The sequence below is a fragment of the Anaerobacillus sp. ABD4_527 genome, from assembly GCF_056160805.1.
On sequence record NZ_JBSWXZ010000001.1, the window covers coordinates 1,218,777 to 1,232,587 of the forward strand.

Sequence of the window (13,811 nt, forward strand, 5' to 3'; positions counted from 1 at the left end):
AATCAAGCACTTTCATCTTCGAAATAAGTTTTCTATAATAGTATCATCAATTTTATTATTCAAGTTATTAATGGCGGACGCTATAATAAAGGTGGACTAGATAGAAAGGGGTATTCGTATTGCCAAGAGATGGAGAAAAGATATTAGGAGAAGATAGACGCTCACTGATTAAAAAGTGGTTACAAGAGGCTGATAAACCGCTTACTGGGAGCGATTTATCACAAAAAACAAATGTGAGTCGTCAAGTAATCGTTCAGGATATATCCCTTTTAAAAGCTAGAAATGAACCGATCATAGCAACATCACAAGGATATGTGATGTTTGAAAACAATAAACAAAACGAACGAACAAAACGTATTGTAGCGTGCAAACATTCTCATGAACAAACGAAAGAAGAACTCTATACAATCGTAGATAATGGGGGTACGGTTAAGGACGTAACGGTTGAACACCCTTTATATGGGGACTTACACGCTTCGCTGTTTGTAAGCAATCGACTTGAGGCTGATCAATTTATGGCAAGATTATCTGCTACAAATGCTTCTTTACTTTCTGAACTAACTTCAGGTATCCACCTTCACACGATCGAAGCAAATTCCGAAGCACAAATTGAAGCTGTTTGTAGCGCATTGCGCAAAAAGGGTTTCCTTTTAGAGTAGGAGCAGAAATAGTTTTATGAGGGGCACCCTGTTGTATAAGGGTGCCCCAAGCTATTTCAATATTAAATGTAATCAAATCCTTAAATACCAATTCGATGATCAGAAAGTTTTGCACGCTGCATATTTGTAAATAATTTACTATTGATTCTATTTTCGAGCATACTAAAAGCAACGACGAGTTTAAGAGGCGATGATCATGATATCAATTTTTGTTTCGGCACTCTTTCTTCTTGCTTCCATCCGCTACGGAGACTGGAAGAACTGGCAGCGATACTACCCAACAATGCTTTATATGGTCATCAATGCAGTGCTTTATAACGTGATTACATACGAGTACCCGACATGGGAATGGGAAGATGTGACGGGCGTTTTTCCTAATCACACACTTCTTGATTTCTGGATCATCTTTACCCAGTTTCCTGTTGTCGTCCTAATGTATTTAACGAACTACCCAGCTTCTTTCAAAAAGCGATTGATCCGTTTTCTCTTATGGGTAGGCATCTTCTCAGGCCTTGAAGCGATCGTTCTACAAGTAGATTATATTGTATACAAAAACGATTGGTCATTATGGTGGTCGATTTTGTTTAACGTGACAACGTTTACCTTTATCCCACTACACCAACGTCATCCGATTTTCACCTGGGTGCTTTCCTTCGTTTTTATCGCAATGTTATGTATGATTTTTGAAGTGCCGCTTGTAAAAATGAGATAGCTTTTTAACGAGATACATCCTTGTCCATCACTAACGTCTCTTTTGGATGCAACACCCTTACATCGCCTTGAATCGTATTCAGGTATTTTATTCCAGCTCCTGTATTCAGTACAACAACCTTTTCATTCTCCTTTATCCAATTTTGCTTCCGAAGCGCTCTCGCTGCTGCGAACGCCGCCGCACCTTCTGGACAAACGAATGCGCCTTCAGAAGACGAAACTGTTCTTAATTCACTCATGATAGCATCTTCACTAACCGATATCGCACACCCTTCCGTCTGCCTAATCGCATCAAGAATTAGAAAATCTCCTAGCGCTTTCGAAACGTTGATTCCAAATGCTATCGTTGAGGCATCCTGCCACGGTTCTGCATAAGATAGTCCTTCCTCCCAGGCTTTCACGATTGGAGCACACCCTTCGCTTTGAACAGCGACGAGTCTCGGCATTTTCATTTCATCGATCCACCCTAGCTCTTGCAATTCTCTAAGCGCCTTGTATATACCGATCAACCCCACACCGCCACCTGTAGGATAAAGAATGACATCCGGCACTTCCCAATGAAACTGCTCAGCAATCTCGAGCCCCATCGTTTTTTTTCCTTCTATCCGATAAGGCTCCTTAAGGGTTGAAGCATCGAACATTCCATACTCTTTCACAGCGTTCGCAACGATTTTCCCAGCATCACCGATCAGTCCATCGACAAGAAAAAGGTTCGCACCCGCCGCAAGGCACTCCTTTCTTGTTACCTCTGGCGCGTCAACTGGCATGACGATCGTAGATGAAATACCTGCTCTTGCACAGTAAAGCGACCAGGCTGCCCCAGCATTTCCGTTCGTTGGCATCGCAAGCTCCGTCACACCCACTTCTTTTGCTTTTGAGACACCAACTGCTGCTCCCCTTGCCTTGAACGAACCGGTTGGCACAAGGCCTTCATCTTTCATATAGAGATTTGGAATGTTCATGTCTTTTCCAATGACATCCATCTTAATGATAGGAGTCATGCCTTCACCTAATGAGACGACGTTCTCCTCCCTTCCGACAGGAAGTAGCTCATGATAACGCCATAAATCAGGTCGACGTCCATTAAGGTGTTCAGGGCGCCACGCTTTCTTAAGCTCTTCCATGTGATACGCAACAAGTAACGGCGACCCGCATTTACAGAGCTGATTTTGATCCTCCGTGTCATAGTTCTTACTACACTTTGGACAGTACAAATGAGAAACAAAACTGTATTTCATCGCTCATCCTCCAGTATTTTTATTTGAATTTTCTGAACATAAGTAGTATAACCAAGTATAACAGAACGATTTTTACAGTTCTATTGAACAAAATTTTTAATAAGAAAAGATATTATCACCCTACATTTATTACGCATAAATATTGAACATTAAAATTTATTGAAAACCAATTGACTTTTAGGATACACAATACCATTAATAGTGTTATACTATATATTAATTATTACACTATATTTAAATGCTTTATAATTATATAGTGTCACATTAGTATGTTATTTCCTATACATAGAATTCTAGTCCATACGAATTTAAATCCTAAGAGAAAAGGAGATTGATAGTGACGAATAAGGAAACGGTCTATGTTGTATCTGATTCTGTAGGTGAAACCGCCGAAATAGTGGTAAAAGCTGTAGCAAGCCAATTTTTCGGCCGAGAAGTCGATATTAAACACTTTTCTTATGTAGAGAACACACAGGACATTAATAATGTTATTACTGCGTCCAAGTATAGTAATTCCATCATCGCTTACACGATTGTTTTAGAGGATTTAAAGCACCATTTAGATGCAAAAGCACATCAAGAAGAGGTGGTCGTTGTTGACTTGATGCAACCTTTGTTAGACGCCTTTACAAAAAAATTTAATATGGAGCCACGTCGTCAGCCTGGACAAATGCGGAAGCTAGACGAGGACTATTTTAAACGAGTAGAAGCGATTGAGTTTGCTGTAAAATACGATGATGGTCAGGAAGTTTGGGGACTAAAGCATGCAGACATCGTGTTAGTCGGGGTGTCTAGAACATCGAAAACGCCTCTTTCAATGTACTTAGCTAACAAACAATATAAGGTAGCGAATATACCGCTCATTCCAGAAGTTCCTCCTCCTCAAGAACTTTTTAATGTACCAAGAAAGAAATGCATCGGGTTGATGATTTCGCCTGAGAAATTATATGAAATCAGAAAAGAACGATTGAAGAGTCTTGGATTAACAAACTCTGCTAACTACGCATCTCTCGATCGAATCTTCGATGAAATGACAAGCGCAGAAAACATTATGAAACGAATAGGATGTCCAGTGATCGATGTTTCTAATAAAGCGATTGAAGAGACAGCTGACATTATATTATCCATCATTAATAAAAGGGAGAGCTTTATATAATGGACAACAAATTTGTATTCTTATTTGATCATTCCAAAAATGGCGGCAAGGAACTACTCGGCGGTAAGGGAGCAAATTTAGCAGAGATGACGCGTATCGGCTTGCCCGTTCCGTACGGTTTTACAATATCTACTGCCGCTTGCAGAGCCTACTATGATGCTGGACAAACGATTTCTCCTGAAGTCAAATCACAAGTATTAGAAGCATTAAAAACACTTGAAAACAAAACTGATAAACAATTTGGAAATCCGATCAATCCACTCCTCGTATCGGTACGATCAGGAGCTGTTCATTCGATGCCAGGGATGATGGACACTGTACTCAATCTCGGAATGAACGATGATACCGTAAGAGGCATGGCAGAACTTACAAACAATCCTCGTTTCGCATATGATTCTTACCGTCGCTTTATTCAAATGTTCAGCAATGTCGTGCTAGATGTTGATCACTACCATTTTGAGCATCTGCTAGAAGACTTTCGAGAAAAACAAGGATACCAATCTGATACGGAACTATCAGCCGAAGATTGGAAAGTAGTGATCGAAGAATTCAAAACAATCGTACGTCAACAAGCGAACAGGAGCTTTCCTGAAGATCCAAAGGACCAACTATTCCTTACGATCGATGCCGTGTTTGATTCTTGGAACAATCAGCGTGCAGTCCTTTATCGTCGTCTCCACGACATACCGGGTCATCTTGGAACAGCTGTTAATATTCAAAGCATGGTGTTTGGAAATATGGGAGAAGATTCTGGAACTGGCGTGGCTTTTACCCGTAATCCATCCACTGGAGAGTCAAAGCTTTATGGAGAATATTTAATCAACGCGCAAGGCGAGGATGTCGTTGCAGGGATTCGTACTCCACGTCCGATCTCTACCCTAAAAGATGAAATGCCAGATGTGTTTAAGCAATTGGTAGATACGTGCAACCTATTAGAAGATCACTACAAAGATATGCAGGACATTGAGTTTACTGTTGAGCGCGGAAAACTATTTATCCTTCAAACGCGAACAGGAAAACGAACTGCTCAAGCAGCGATTCGAATTGCTGTAGAAATGGTAAAGGAAAAGATTATGGATCAACGGACAGCGCTATTACGCGTCGATCCTGATCAGCTTAGTCAGCTTCTGCACCACCGCCTCGATCCTAACCATAAGAGTAGTCAGTTAACGACCGGCTTGCCCGCTTCCCCAGGCGCAGCCACAGGAATCGTTGTTTTTGATGCGGATGAAGCTGAGGTTCGATCAAAGAATAAAGAAAGAGTCATCCTCGTTCGTCCTGAAACGACACCTGATGATATTCATGGAATCGTGGCTGCTCAAGCAACTGTTACGAGCAGAGGTGGCATGACGAGCCATGCAGCTGTCGTAGCTCGAGGGATGGGAAAAGCCTGTATATGCGGATGTGATTCATTAAAAATAAATCTTGAGTCGAAGCAATTTATGGTAGGGTCCACAACTGTTCATGAAGGAGATACCATTACGATCGATGGCTCAACAGGTCACATCTATCTCGGTGAAATTCCAATGATTGAACCAGAGCTATCCGACGATTTCCTATTACTCCTTCGCTGGGCAGATGAAGAAGCAAATATGGAAGTACGAGCGAATGCAGATAATCCAATCGATGCAAAAAAAGCACTCGACTTTGGAGCGAAAGGCATTGGACTTTGCCGTACAGAGCACATGTTTATGGATGCTTCACGCATTCCTACAGTAAGAAATATGATCCTCTCTGAAACAACTGATGAACGGAAGGAAGCACTTGAAAAGCTCCTCCCTATGCAGCAAGAAGATTTCGAGGGAATTTTTGAAACCATGCAGGGCCATCCCATTACAGTACGGTTATTAGACCCACCGCTTCATGAGTTTTTACCAGACAAAGAAGAGCTTCTTGTTGAGGTGACTAAGCTACAACTTACGGATCCAGACTCAAACGAGTTGCGAGAGAAACAAAATCTCCTCCGAAAAGTGAAAGTATTGGAGGAATCTAACCCGATGTTAGGACATCGTGGTTGTCGTTTGGGAATGATCCACCCTGAGATCTATGAAATGCAAGTTATCGCTATTTTTAACGCGATGGCAAACGTGATGAAAAAGGGAATAAGCGTGAAACCAGAGATCATGATTCCACTGGTGAGCCATGTGAACGAACTAAAAGAGATGCGTCAGCTTGTGGTCACGATCGGGAATAAACTGCAGGAAGAAACAGGTCAAGAATTCAATTATCTTGTTGGGACGATGATTGAAACTCCACGTGCTGCACTAACAGCCGACCAAGTTGCAGAAGAAGCAGACTTTTTCTCTTTCGGAACGAATGACCTCACGCAAACAACCTATGGTTTTAGTCGAGATGATGCTGAAGGCAAGTTTCTCCAACATTATGTGGAGAGCGACATCCTCCCTAAAAATCCGTTCGTCTCATTAGATAAGGACGGTGTTGGAAAATTAGTCGAAAGTGGTGTCAAACTAGGAAGGAAAACAAAACCTACTTTAAAAACGGGAATTTGCGGAGAGCATGGTGGAGAAAAGGAGTCGATCGATTTCTGTTTCCAAAAAGGATTGAATTATGTAAGCTGCTCACCTTTCCGCGTCCCTTCCGCAAGGCTTGCGGCCGCACAGGCTACGATCCGCAAGGAGAATAATAAGAGTCTCCAATACAATTAACTAGTACAGTATTGAAACCTTTACCGAAATCTTGTGAAAAACAAAAGGCAAGAGGGGCAACCCTCTTGCCTTTCTATTTCCCGTTGACTACAAAACATGGATATTCACCTAGCACTGAGATCCCGATTCCCAATGCCTTAATCTCTTCCATTACGCCTTTTAACAAAATTTCTTTGTTCGGTCTTTCGACGTCGATTATGAAGAAGTAATTCCCAAGGCCCGTTTTCATCGGACGCGACTCAATTTTCGTTAAGTTGAGATTTCTCCATGCGAATGCAGAAAGCACTTGATGTAGAGCACCTGGATAATCGGACGGAAGAATAATCTTATACGTGACCCGATCTTCTCTAAAAAGGGAAGTCCTTGGTAAAGGCTCAGGTGTTTTATGTACGACTAAAAAGCGAGTATCATTATCTTCTGTATCGTGAATGTTTGACCTCGCTATCTTTAATCCGTATTTTTCCGCAGCAAGATCATTACCGATGGCAGCTTCACGAGTATCACCTGAATCCTTTACAAACTCAGCCGCTGCACTCGTCGAAGCAACATTCTTTAATTCAACTTCAGGAAGTTCGCGTTGAAGAAAATGATGACATTGAGCGATGGCGTGAGGATGGGACTGAACCGTCTTGATATCACTCAAATTTTCTAGTTCTGGTAAGACGAGTAAATGCTGACGAATCGGTAGTACAAGTTCTCCTACTATTGGAAGTGAAACTTGCTGAGACAGTAGATCGAGGGTCATATTGACGGAGCCTTCAATCGTGTTTTCTAATGGTACGACTCCGTAATCGATACGACTTTCTTCAACCGCTTCAAGGCAAGTCTTGATCGTAGGAAACGGTATTCTATCTTCTTTTTCAAACAATGTTTTAGCAGCGATTTCGGTAAAGGTCCCCTCCGGACCTAAAAAACCAATTTTCGATTGACTTTTCATGTCTTCCCCCTATGCTCCTGAGCCGATAATTTCTGCATTGTTCACAGCTTCAATCTGTTTGATTCTATCGATTAAGCTATTCAATTGCAAGTCTGATTCTCCTATTTCCATTGTCAAGATAACGGTCGCATATCCTTGAAGAGGTATCGTCTGGTTGATTGTAAGGATATTGCACCCGAGTGATGCAACGGTGCTCAAAACGTTAGATAGAGCTCCTGAGCGATCTTCTAAGTGAATCGAGAGCGTGAAGATCTGTTCGATGATCATCGTATGGAATGGAAGGATCGTATCACGATATTTATAAAAAGCACTACGGCTCACTCCTACTTGATCGATCGCTTCCCTAACGGAATCTGCAGCGCCACTTTCTAGCAGTAGCTTAGCCTTTAGTGTTTTTAGCATGGAATCGGATAAGACGTCTTCACGTACTAAGAAAAAGTTTTTCTCACCATTACTCATTACTTCTTTCACCTCTCTCCTAATCACGAGTAGATTTGCAAAAAAGACCGTCCATATGGACAGTCTTCTGCTTAGATCAATCTACAAACTCAAATTCAAACTCAAGGATCCTAACAGCGTCTCCATCTTCCGCTCCTCGTTCACGCAATGCCTCATCAATGCCCAAGCTACGCATTTGTTGAGCAAATCTGCGAACGTTGTCTTCACGATCAAAGTCTGTCATCTTGAAGAGTCGTTCAATACGAGGACCGTTCACAATAAATGTACCGTCGTCATCACGCGTTATATAGAAATCAGGCGCTTCTTTCTCATGACGGTAAACGACTCTGCTTTCTTCTTCCTTCTCCTCGTCGAGCGGGAATTCAGGCGTCGTTTCTAACTTGTCTGCGATTTCAAATAGAAGTTCTTGTAACCCCTGTCTTGTAACTGCTGAGATCGGATAGATCGGATAGTCTTCTTGAAGCTTCTCCTTAAAGATCTTCAGATTCTCTTCAGAATCAGGCAAGTCCATTTTGTTCGCAACGATAATCTGAGGACGTTCCATAAGACGCATCTTATACTGTTTTAGTTCCTCGTTAATTTTTTCATAATCTTCGAATGGATCTCTGCCTTCCATCCCTGACATATCGATGACATGAACGATAACGCGCGTACGCTCGATGTGTCTTAGGAACTGATGTCCTAAGCCAACACCTTCATGTGCCCCTTCAATAAGTCCAGGAAGATCAGCCATTACAAAACTACGTCCATCTTTCGTATCGACAACACCTAGGTTCGGTGCGATCGTTGTAAAATGATACGCAGCGATTTTCGGTTTTGCTGCGGAAACAACTGATAATAACGTCGATTTCCCTACACTAGGGAATCCGACTAAACCAACGTCTGCGAGGACCTTCAATTCAAGAGTAACTTCTCTCTCTTCTCCCGGCTCTCCATTCTCTGATAGCTCTGGAGCAGGATTTGATGGAGAAGCGAACCTTGTATTTCCTCTTCCTCCACGACCACCTCTTGCAATCGTAGCGCGTTGACCGTGCTCAGTTAAGTCAGCAATTCGTTCACCAGTATCTGCATAGGAAACGACCGTTCCAGGTGGAACTTTAACGACCATATCTTCAGCCCCACGGCCATGCTGGTTCTTCGAACGACCATGTTCACCGGTCTTTGCCTTAAAGTGACGGTTATAACGGAAATCCATAAGAGTACGGAGACCTTCCTCAACTTCGAAGATGACGCTTGCGCCTTTTCCTCCATCTCCTCCAGCAGGTCCACCGTCTGGTACATATTTTTCTCTACGAAAAGCTACCATGCCGTTTCCGCCATCGCCAGCTTTTACAAATATTTTGACCTGATCTACAAACATTCTTTCACCTCATTTAATCAAAAACGTGCTTACAAGCTCATTTTCTGAGTGTTCAAATCGAGTTAGATGAGCACTTTTGATTTCAAAATTCTCGAATTCATCTTTGAGCTTTTGTGAATTAGCATACTCACCTTGAAAATCAAAAACTAGATGAATTTCTTCATGATACAGCTGAAGCGTCAACAGTAAGTGATGATCTGCAGGATAGGTCACCTGTTCTTCGATCGCTTCTGTACACCGAGCAACTAATTCAATCAGTTCTGCTTCATAGCTAGATATATCGTATTCATCCCCGATGACTTCGAAATCCAACTGAAATAAATGGTTACACCAGTTAAACGTCAGTATATATTCTGTAAGTTTTGGGGCATTTAAATTCGATAATTTTGCTTCTTGTCTTGACTGGATAATAATCTCTTCGATAATTTCCTTAGCTCGGTCTATGTGATCGAGGGCCAGGTTCCCTTTTATTAACTGCAGACGATTCAACCAATCATGTCGAGAATGGCGCAGTACTTCAAAGGTATTCCAATTTTTAGACATATTTGCACTCCCAATACTCTATCCATTTCCTTCATTATAACAATAATTGCATTCCATATTGTTTTCAAACGAAATCGATTCCTAGTTGTTTTTCATCGTGCATCGTCACTCGACTGTTAGTTATTAAAGTCCATCGTATCAAAAAACTCTAACCGAACGGTTAGAGTTTTTCTTAGCTGCTTACGCTTCTTTCGCAACTGGATATACACTTACTTGTTTGCGGTCACGTCCAAGGCGCTCAAACTTTACAACGCCATCGATTTTCGCGTATAGAGTGTCGTCTCCACCGCGGCCAACGTTTGTACCAGGATAAATCTTAGTTCCACGCTGACGGAAAAGGATAGAGCCACCGGATACGATTTGGCCATCTGCGCTCTTAGCTCCAAGACGCTTGGAGATTGAGTCACGACCGTTCTTCGTACTACCTACACCTTTTTTGGATGCGAAAAACTGAAGGTTCATTTTCAACATAATGTCCCACCTCCTATGTGTGAGTGATTTGAATATGATTACCGTATTCTTCGGCAATTGAGGAAATAGAAACTTCCATTCCTCGAAGAAGAAGTTGAACATTCTCATCCGTACGCTGCTCTAAACGGGCAGGAACTGTACAACTGAGATAGCCCCCTTCATCTTCCATGTCAATTATGAGTTCTACATCACAAAGGGATTCAATTGCATTAACCGCCCCGAACGTTACAGCAGATACACCAGCACACACGATATCATAACCATGAGGTCCAGCATCTGCATGTCCAGAGAGAGAGAATGAAATGATTCTGTCATGTGAATCGCGTTTCACTTTGAAACGAATCATGTCAGTAACCCTTATGCGTTGATTTTGTCAATGACTACTTTTGTGTAAGGCTGACGATGGCCTTGCTTACGACGGTAATTTTTCTTTGGCTTATATTTATAAACCGTGATTTTCTTACCTTTACCATGCTTGTCAACTTTACCAGTTACAGTAGCGCCTTCTACGATAGGAGAACCAACTTTAACGTCATCTCCACCTACCATTAGCACACGGTCAAAAGTAACAGTTTCACCTGCTTCTGTGTTAAGAAGCTCGATGTAAACTTCCTGACCTTCAGTAACTTTGATTTGTTTACCACCAGTTTCAATAATTGCGTACATACGTGCACCTCCTCTAATACTCAGACTCGCCATTACAGGTGCTAGAACACTAGCTTAGAAACCTGATTTTGAGCGGTTGTAGCTCTTTGGGTGCTTCCAAACGAACTAACCACTAAATCATACCATAGCTGAAAATACCGTGTCAATGCGATTATTTCGAGTTAATCAAGCTCTAACAAAAGCTTATGAAACGGCAAACCATCCTTCTTTCTCTGAAGCTCGATCAATCCAAATTTCGTAAAGCCACCTACCACCATTCTCGAGTCCGTTTTGGCGGCTTCTTTTAGAAGTTTTAACAGCTCATTCTTGTCACTTTCTACCATTGGGAGCGGATCGATCAAGATCGTTCCAGAAATATTCCTTAATCTAATTTGTTCCATGATCTTAAGAACAGCAGCTTCGTTTACACTTTTATGCGTTTCTTCAATAGATTGAAAAGCCGCTCCCCCGGTGTCGATGTCGATTGCAGTAAGAGCGCTAGTTGACTCGATATGAACGAATGCTTTTCCTACCTTCACGGTTGGTCTAGTAAGTTCAGCTATCTTTTCCTTCAGTAGTCTTATGTTAGTGTGATTTTCATCAACCTCAATAAAACTTGGATTTAACCCAAGTTGTATGAACTCGTTTGCAGCGTTTGGAGAGTTTGTCACCACGTGATCAATCCGATCGATCGGGTATAGCTTTTCAAGTCTGTCATTCGATTTCACAATTCTTGCTGGGGGATTCCTACTAGATGCTTTCTCAATAATTGTTTTCCATTCATTCCTTTTATATGTAAGCTCTTCGACCAATTGATCAGCACTCAACTCTTTTGCTTTCGTACGAAAGATGACGCCTTCCTCACCGACGCAATGGTCTTTTGCGATCGATAACAATTCGTCTCTATCTTTGATAGACTTTGCCACAGCAGAGTAGCCTGCATAAGGCATATAAACCAATGTATCACTCGCTAAATGAATGAGCTCGGTAACGAGGGGGCCTTTCCGGTCATACCCTTCATGCTTTACTTGAACTAAAAGAGCCTGTCCAACTTCTAGAAAATCAGAAACAGCCGGAGGTGTCTCGCCGACTGTCTTGTTCCTCTGCGCTTGTATCGTTTCACTACCGTTCAATAACCCTGGCTTTCCTCCTCCAAGCGAAACAAAAGCTGCGTTCTTTCCTTTTACCACATTATTGACGACACCAAGAATAATATCGCCCTGCGATGGTTTGAAACGATTACGCTTCTCAATCCATAGGTCGATGAGTTCGTCTTCCTTCTGAATAGCGACGACTCTCGAATCGTCTTTCTCAAGAACAAGTAACTGCATTCCTTTTTACACCCTTTGATCATTTTCTTTAGTTTATCTGAAAAGTGTACCAACTGCACATCTTAGCTTATTTTTTTGGAAATAGGCTTCAAGCAGCATTTTTTCATCCGCGCTCACATTGAGTTCTTTAATTGTAATCGTGTACCGCCTTCCTCTGTATAGCTTTGAGAGAACTTCACTCAACCTCATATTTGGCATCACAGAAAGCGTTGCTTCTTTTCCATCATACACTCTAGTATAGCGATCGAGTAAGAACCGGAAATAAATATAAGGATGATGCTTCCACTCTTTTATATGTGCAGCAACTAGAAAGCTAATCACGATCCATAAACTCAGCTGCTCTGGAAACCAGATACTTGTAATAAGGATAAGAACGAATAAAAACAGTGCAGATGAGTAGATCATCGATCGATGAGCAACCTTAAACGGATAGAGGATCGTATAGAGTAAAAACAATAATTTCCCACCGTCTAGTGGCCATATAGGCAAAAGGTTAAATACCAAAACGATCATATTGTGAAACAAAAAAAGGTCGAACAGAGTATCGGTAATGATTCCAGCCTCAAAAATGAGAAATCCGGCACCAATCATCCATACATGCTGCAATGGCCCTGCAAGGATCACGAGAAATTCTTCATAGATGGGGCGATTACCGTGCTCATCTACAACAGCTACACCACCGAAAGGAAGGAGGACAATCTTGTTTACTCGCCAACGAAAATAATTCGCTGTCATTGCATGACCCATTTCGTGTATGAATACGATGCTAAAGAGTAAAATGACCTCCCTGAATCTGCCCGTTATGATTGCTAATCCTATTGTGACCCAAAACAACGGATGAATAGTCAGCTTTCGAAGCATTATTCGATTGGGACAACTTGAAGAGGGTCAACGAAAGCCTCGTTCTGTTTTATTGCAAAATAGAACGTACCTGTTTTACCATCTTCTGAGTTCGTCACATTTCCTAATTTGTCTTTTGTTTTCACAAAATCATATAATGAGACATCGACTGACTCTAACATGCCATACCAAGATTCACTTCCGTCAGCATGTTGAATGACAACCGTATTACCGATTCCTTCTTTTTCACCAGCATAGGTGATCACACCCGCATTGATGGCTTCTACTTCTGTACTTAAGACCGTTTCTACCATGATGCCTTTACCAGTGGACTGAAAATCTTCAAGAACCTTCCCATTTGCAGGTAATGCAAAAACAGGAGTTTCTCCTGCAGTCGTCGTATCCTCCCCGTCTGGGATCAAAGCAACAGGATTACCGAATTTTCCTTCATACCAACCTCTCACCATTGCAAACTGAAATTCAGTCTCCATCATATTCGTTACATATCCCTTAACTGGTAGAAGCTTTTCACTTTCAGATTTAAATAAGATGCCTGCACCTAAAAACAAACAAGCAGCAATCATGGCTCGTATGAGAAACGCCTGCTTATTAAATAATGGATGAAAGGTCACCTCTGTTTGATGGAAATGCGGCTGCTCCCCTTTTCTTTCGCTATGCGATGTCGACCTCACCGGATGACGATGTTTCTTCCTTGCATTCAGTCGCTTTCTGACCTCATTTATATCCCTTCCCATCGCTCACCCCTCCCTCCTAGCCGTAGTATTCAGTCTATGA

Annotated in this window: 15 protein-coding genes and 1 other annotated feature; of the genes, 4 read left to right on the top strand and 11 right to left on the bottom strand. The window is 41.8% G+C overall.

Annotation, left to right across the window (positions count from 1 at the left end; translation table 11 throughout):
* Positions 1-119: 119 nt before the first annotated feature.
* The gene (locus tag ACXAHI_RS06500) at positions 120-659 is read left to right on the top strand and encodes a 3H domain-containing protein (RefSeq protein WP_474846815.1); all 540 of its coding nucleotides are present in this window, start codon (positions 120-122) and stop codon (positions 657-659) included.
* Positions 660-855: 196 nt separating this feature from the next.
* Positions 856-1,371 carry a CBO0543 family protein gene (locus ACXAHI_RS06505; RefSeq protein ID WP_474846817.1) on the top strand — a complete coding sequence of 172 codons (516 nt, stop codon included), beginning with the start codon at positions 856-858 and terminating at the stop codon, positions 1,369-1,371.
* A 4-nt stretch (positions 1,372-1,375) separates the two neighbouring features.
* On the opposite strand, the gene ACXAHI_RS06510 is transcribed toward ACXAHI_RS06505, so the two are convergent.
* The gene (locus ACXAHI_RS06510) at positions 1,376-2,608 is read right to left on the bottom strand and encodes a threonine synthase (RefSeq protein ID WP_474846819.1); all 1,233 of its coding nucleotides are present in this window, start codon (positions 2,606-2,608) and stop codon (positions 1,376-1,378) included.
* Positions 2,609-2,945: 337 nt separating this feature from the next.
* On the opposite strand from ACXAHI_RS06510, the gene ACXAHI_RS06515 reads away from it, so the two are divergent.
* Positions 2,946-3,764, top strand: coding sequence for a pyruvate, water dikinase regulatory protein (locus tag ACXAHI_RS06515; RefSeq protein ID WP_474846821.1), 819 nt, complete (start codon positions 2,946-2,948; stop codon positions 3,762-3,764).
* The gene (ppdK, locus tag ACXAHI_RS06520) at positions 3,764-6,430 is read left to right on the top strand and encodes a pyruvate, phosphate dikinase (RefSeq protein WP_474846823.1); all 2,667 of its coding nucleotides are present in this window, start codon (positions 3,764-3,766) and stop codon (positions 6,428-6,430) included. Before ACXAHI_RS06515 ends, ppdK begins: the two co-directional genes overlap by 1 nt.
* A 73-nt stretch (positions 6,431-6,503) precedes the next feature.
* On the opposite strand, the gene pheA is transcribed toward ppdK, so the two are convergent.
* The 10 genes from pheA to ACXAHI_RS06570 all read right to left on the bottom strand — a co-directional run bounded on the left by pheA (position 6,504) and on the right by ACXAHI_RS06570 (position 13,771).
* Positions 6,504-7,367, bottom strand: coding sequence for a prephenate dehydratase (gene pheA / locus ACXAHI_RS06525; RefSeq protein ID WP_474846824.1), 864 nt, complete (start codon positions 7,365-7,367; stop codon positions 6,504-6,506).
* Between the two features lie 9 nt (positions 7,368-7,376).
* The gene (locus ACXAHI_RS06530) at positions 7,377-7,826 is read right to left on the bottom strand and encodes an ACT domain-containing protein (protein ID WP_270179440.1); all 450 of its coding nucleotides are present in this window, start codon (positions 7,824-7,826) and stop codon (positions 7,377-7,379) included.
* 76 nt (positions 7,827-7,902) lie between these two features.
* The gene (gene obgE / locus ACXAHI_RS06535; protein ID WP_270179441.1) at positions 7,903-9,186 is read right to left on the bottom strand and encodes a GTPase ObgE; all 1,284 of its coding nucleotides are present in this window, start codon (positions 9,184-9,186) and stop codon (positions 7,903-7,905) included.
* Between the two features lie 9 nt (positions 9,187-9,195).
* The gene (locus ACXAHI_RS06540) at positions 9,196-9,729 is read right to left on the bottom strand and encodes a Spo0B C-terminal domain-containing protein (RefSeq protein WP_474846826.1); all 534 of its coding nucleotides are present in this window, start codon (positions 9,727-9,729) and stop codon (positions 9,196-9,198) included.
* A gap of 180 nt (positions 9,730-9,909) precedes the next feature.
* Positions 9,910-10,200, bottom strand: coding sequence for a 50S ribosomal protein L27 (gene rpmA / locus ACXAHI_RS06545; protein WP_224878597.1), 291 nt, complete (start codon positions 10,198-10,200; stop codon positions 9,910-9,912).
* A gap of 13 nt (positions 10,201-10,213) precedes the next feature.
* On the bottom strand, positions 10,214-10,546 hold the full coding sequence (locus ACXAHI_RS06550; RefSeq protein ID WP_270179443.1) for a ribosomal-processing cysteine protease Prp: 333 nt from the start codon (positions 10,544-10,546) through the stop codon (positions 10,214-10,216).
* Between the two features lie 11 nt (positions 10,547-10,557).
* The gene (gene rplU / locus ACXAHI_RS06555; RefSeq protein ID WP_224878599.1) at positions 10,558-10,866 is read right to left on the bottom strand and encodes a 50S ribosomal protein L21; all 309 of its coding nucleotides are present in this window, start codon (positions 10,864-10,866) and stop codon (positions 10,558-10,560) included.
* Between the two features lie 12 nt (positions 10,867-10,878).
* Positions 10,879-10,954, bottom strand: a sequence feature (ribosomal protein L21 leader region).
* 73 nt (positions 10,955-11,027) lie between these two features.
* Positions 11,028-12,176: a ribonuclease E/G gene (locus ACXAHI_RS06560; RefSeq protein WP_474846828.1), complete on the bottom strand. Its 1,149-nt coding sequence runs from the start codon at positions 12,174-12,176 to the stop codon at positions 11,028-11,030.
* Positions 12,177-12,209: 33 nt separating this feature from the next.
* Positions 12,210-13,037 (bottom strand): M50 family metallopeptidase, encoded by an 828-nt coding sequence (locus ACXAHI_RS06565; RefSeq protein ID WP_474846830.1) that lies wholly within the window; start codon positions 13,035-13,037, stop codon positions 12,210-12,212.
* The gene (locus ACXAHI_RS06570; RefSeq protein ID WP_474846832.1) at positions 13,037-13,771 is read right to left on the bottom strand and encodes a peptidoglycan DD-metalloendopeptidase family protein; all 735 of its coding nucleotides are present in this window, start codon (positions 13,769-13,771) and stop codon (positions 13,037-13,039) included. Before ACXAHI_RS06570 ends, ACXAHI_RS06565 begins: the two co-directional genes overlap by 1 nt.
* Between the last annotated feature and the right edge of the window lie 40 nt (positions 13,772-13,811).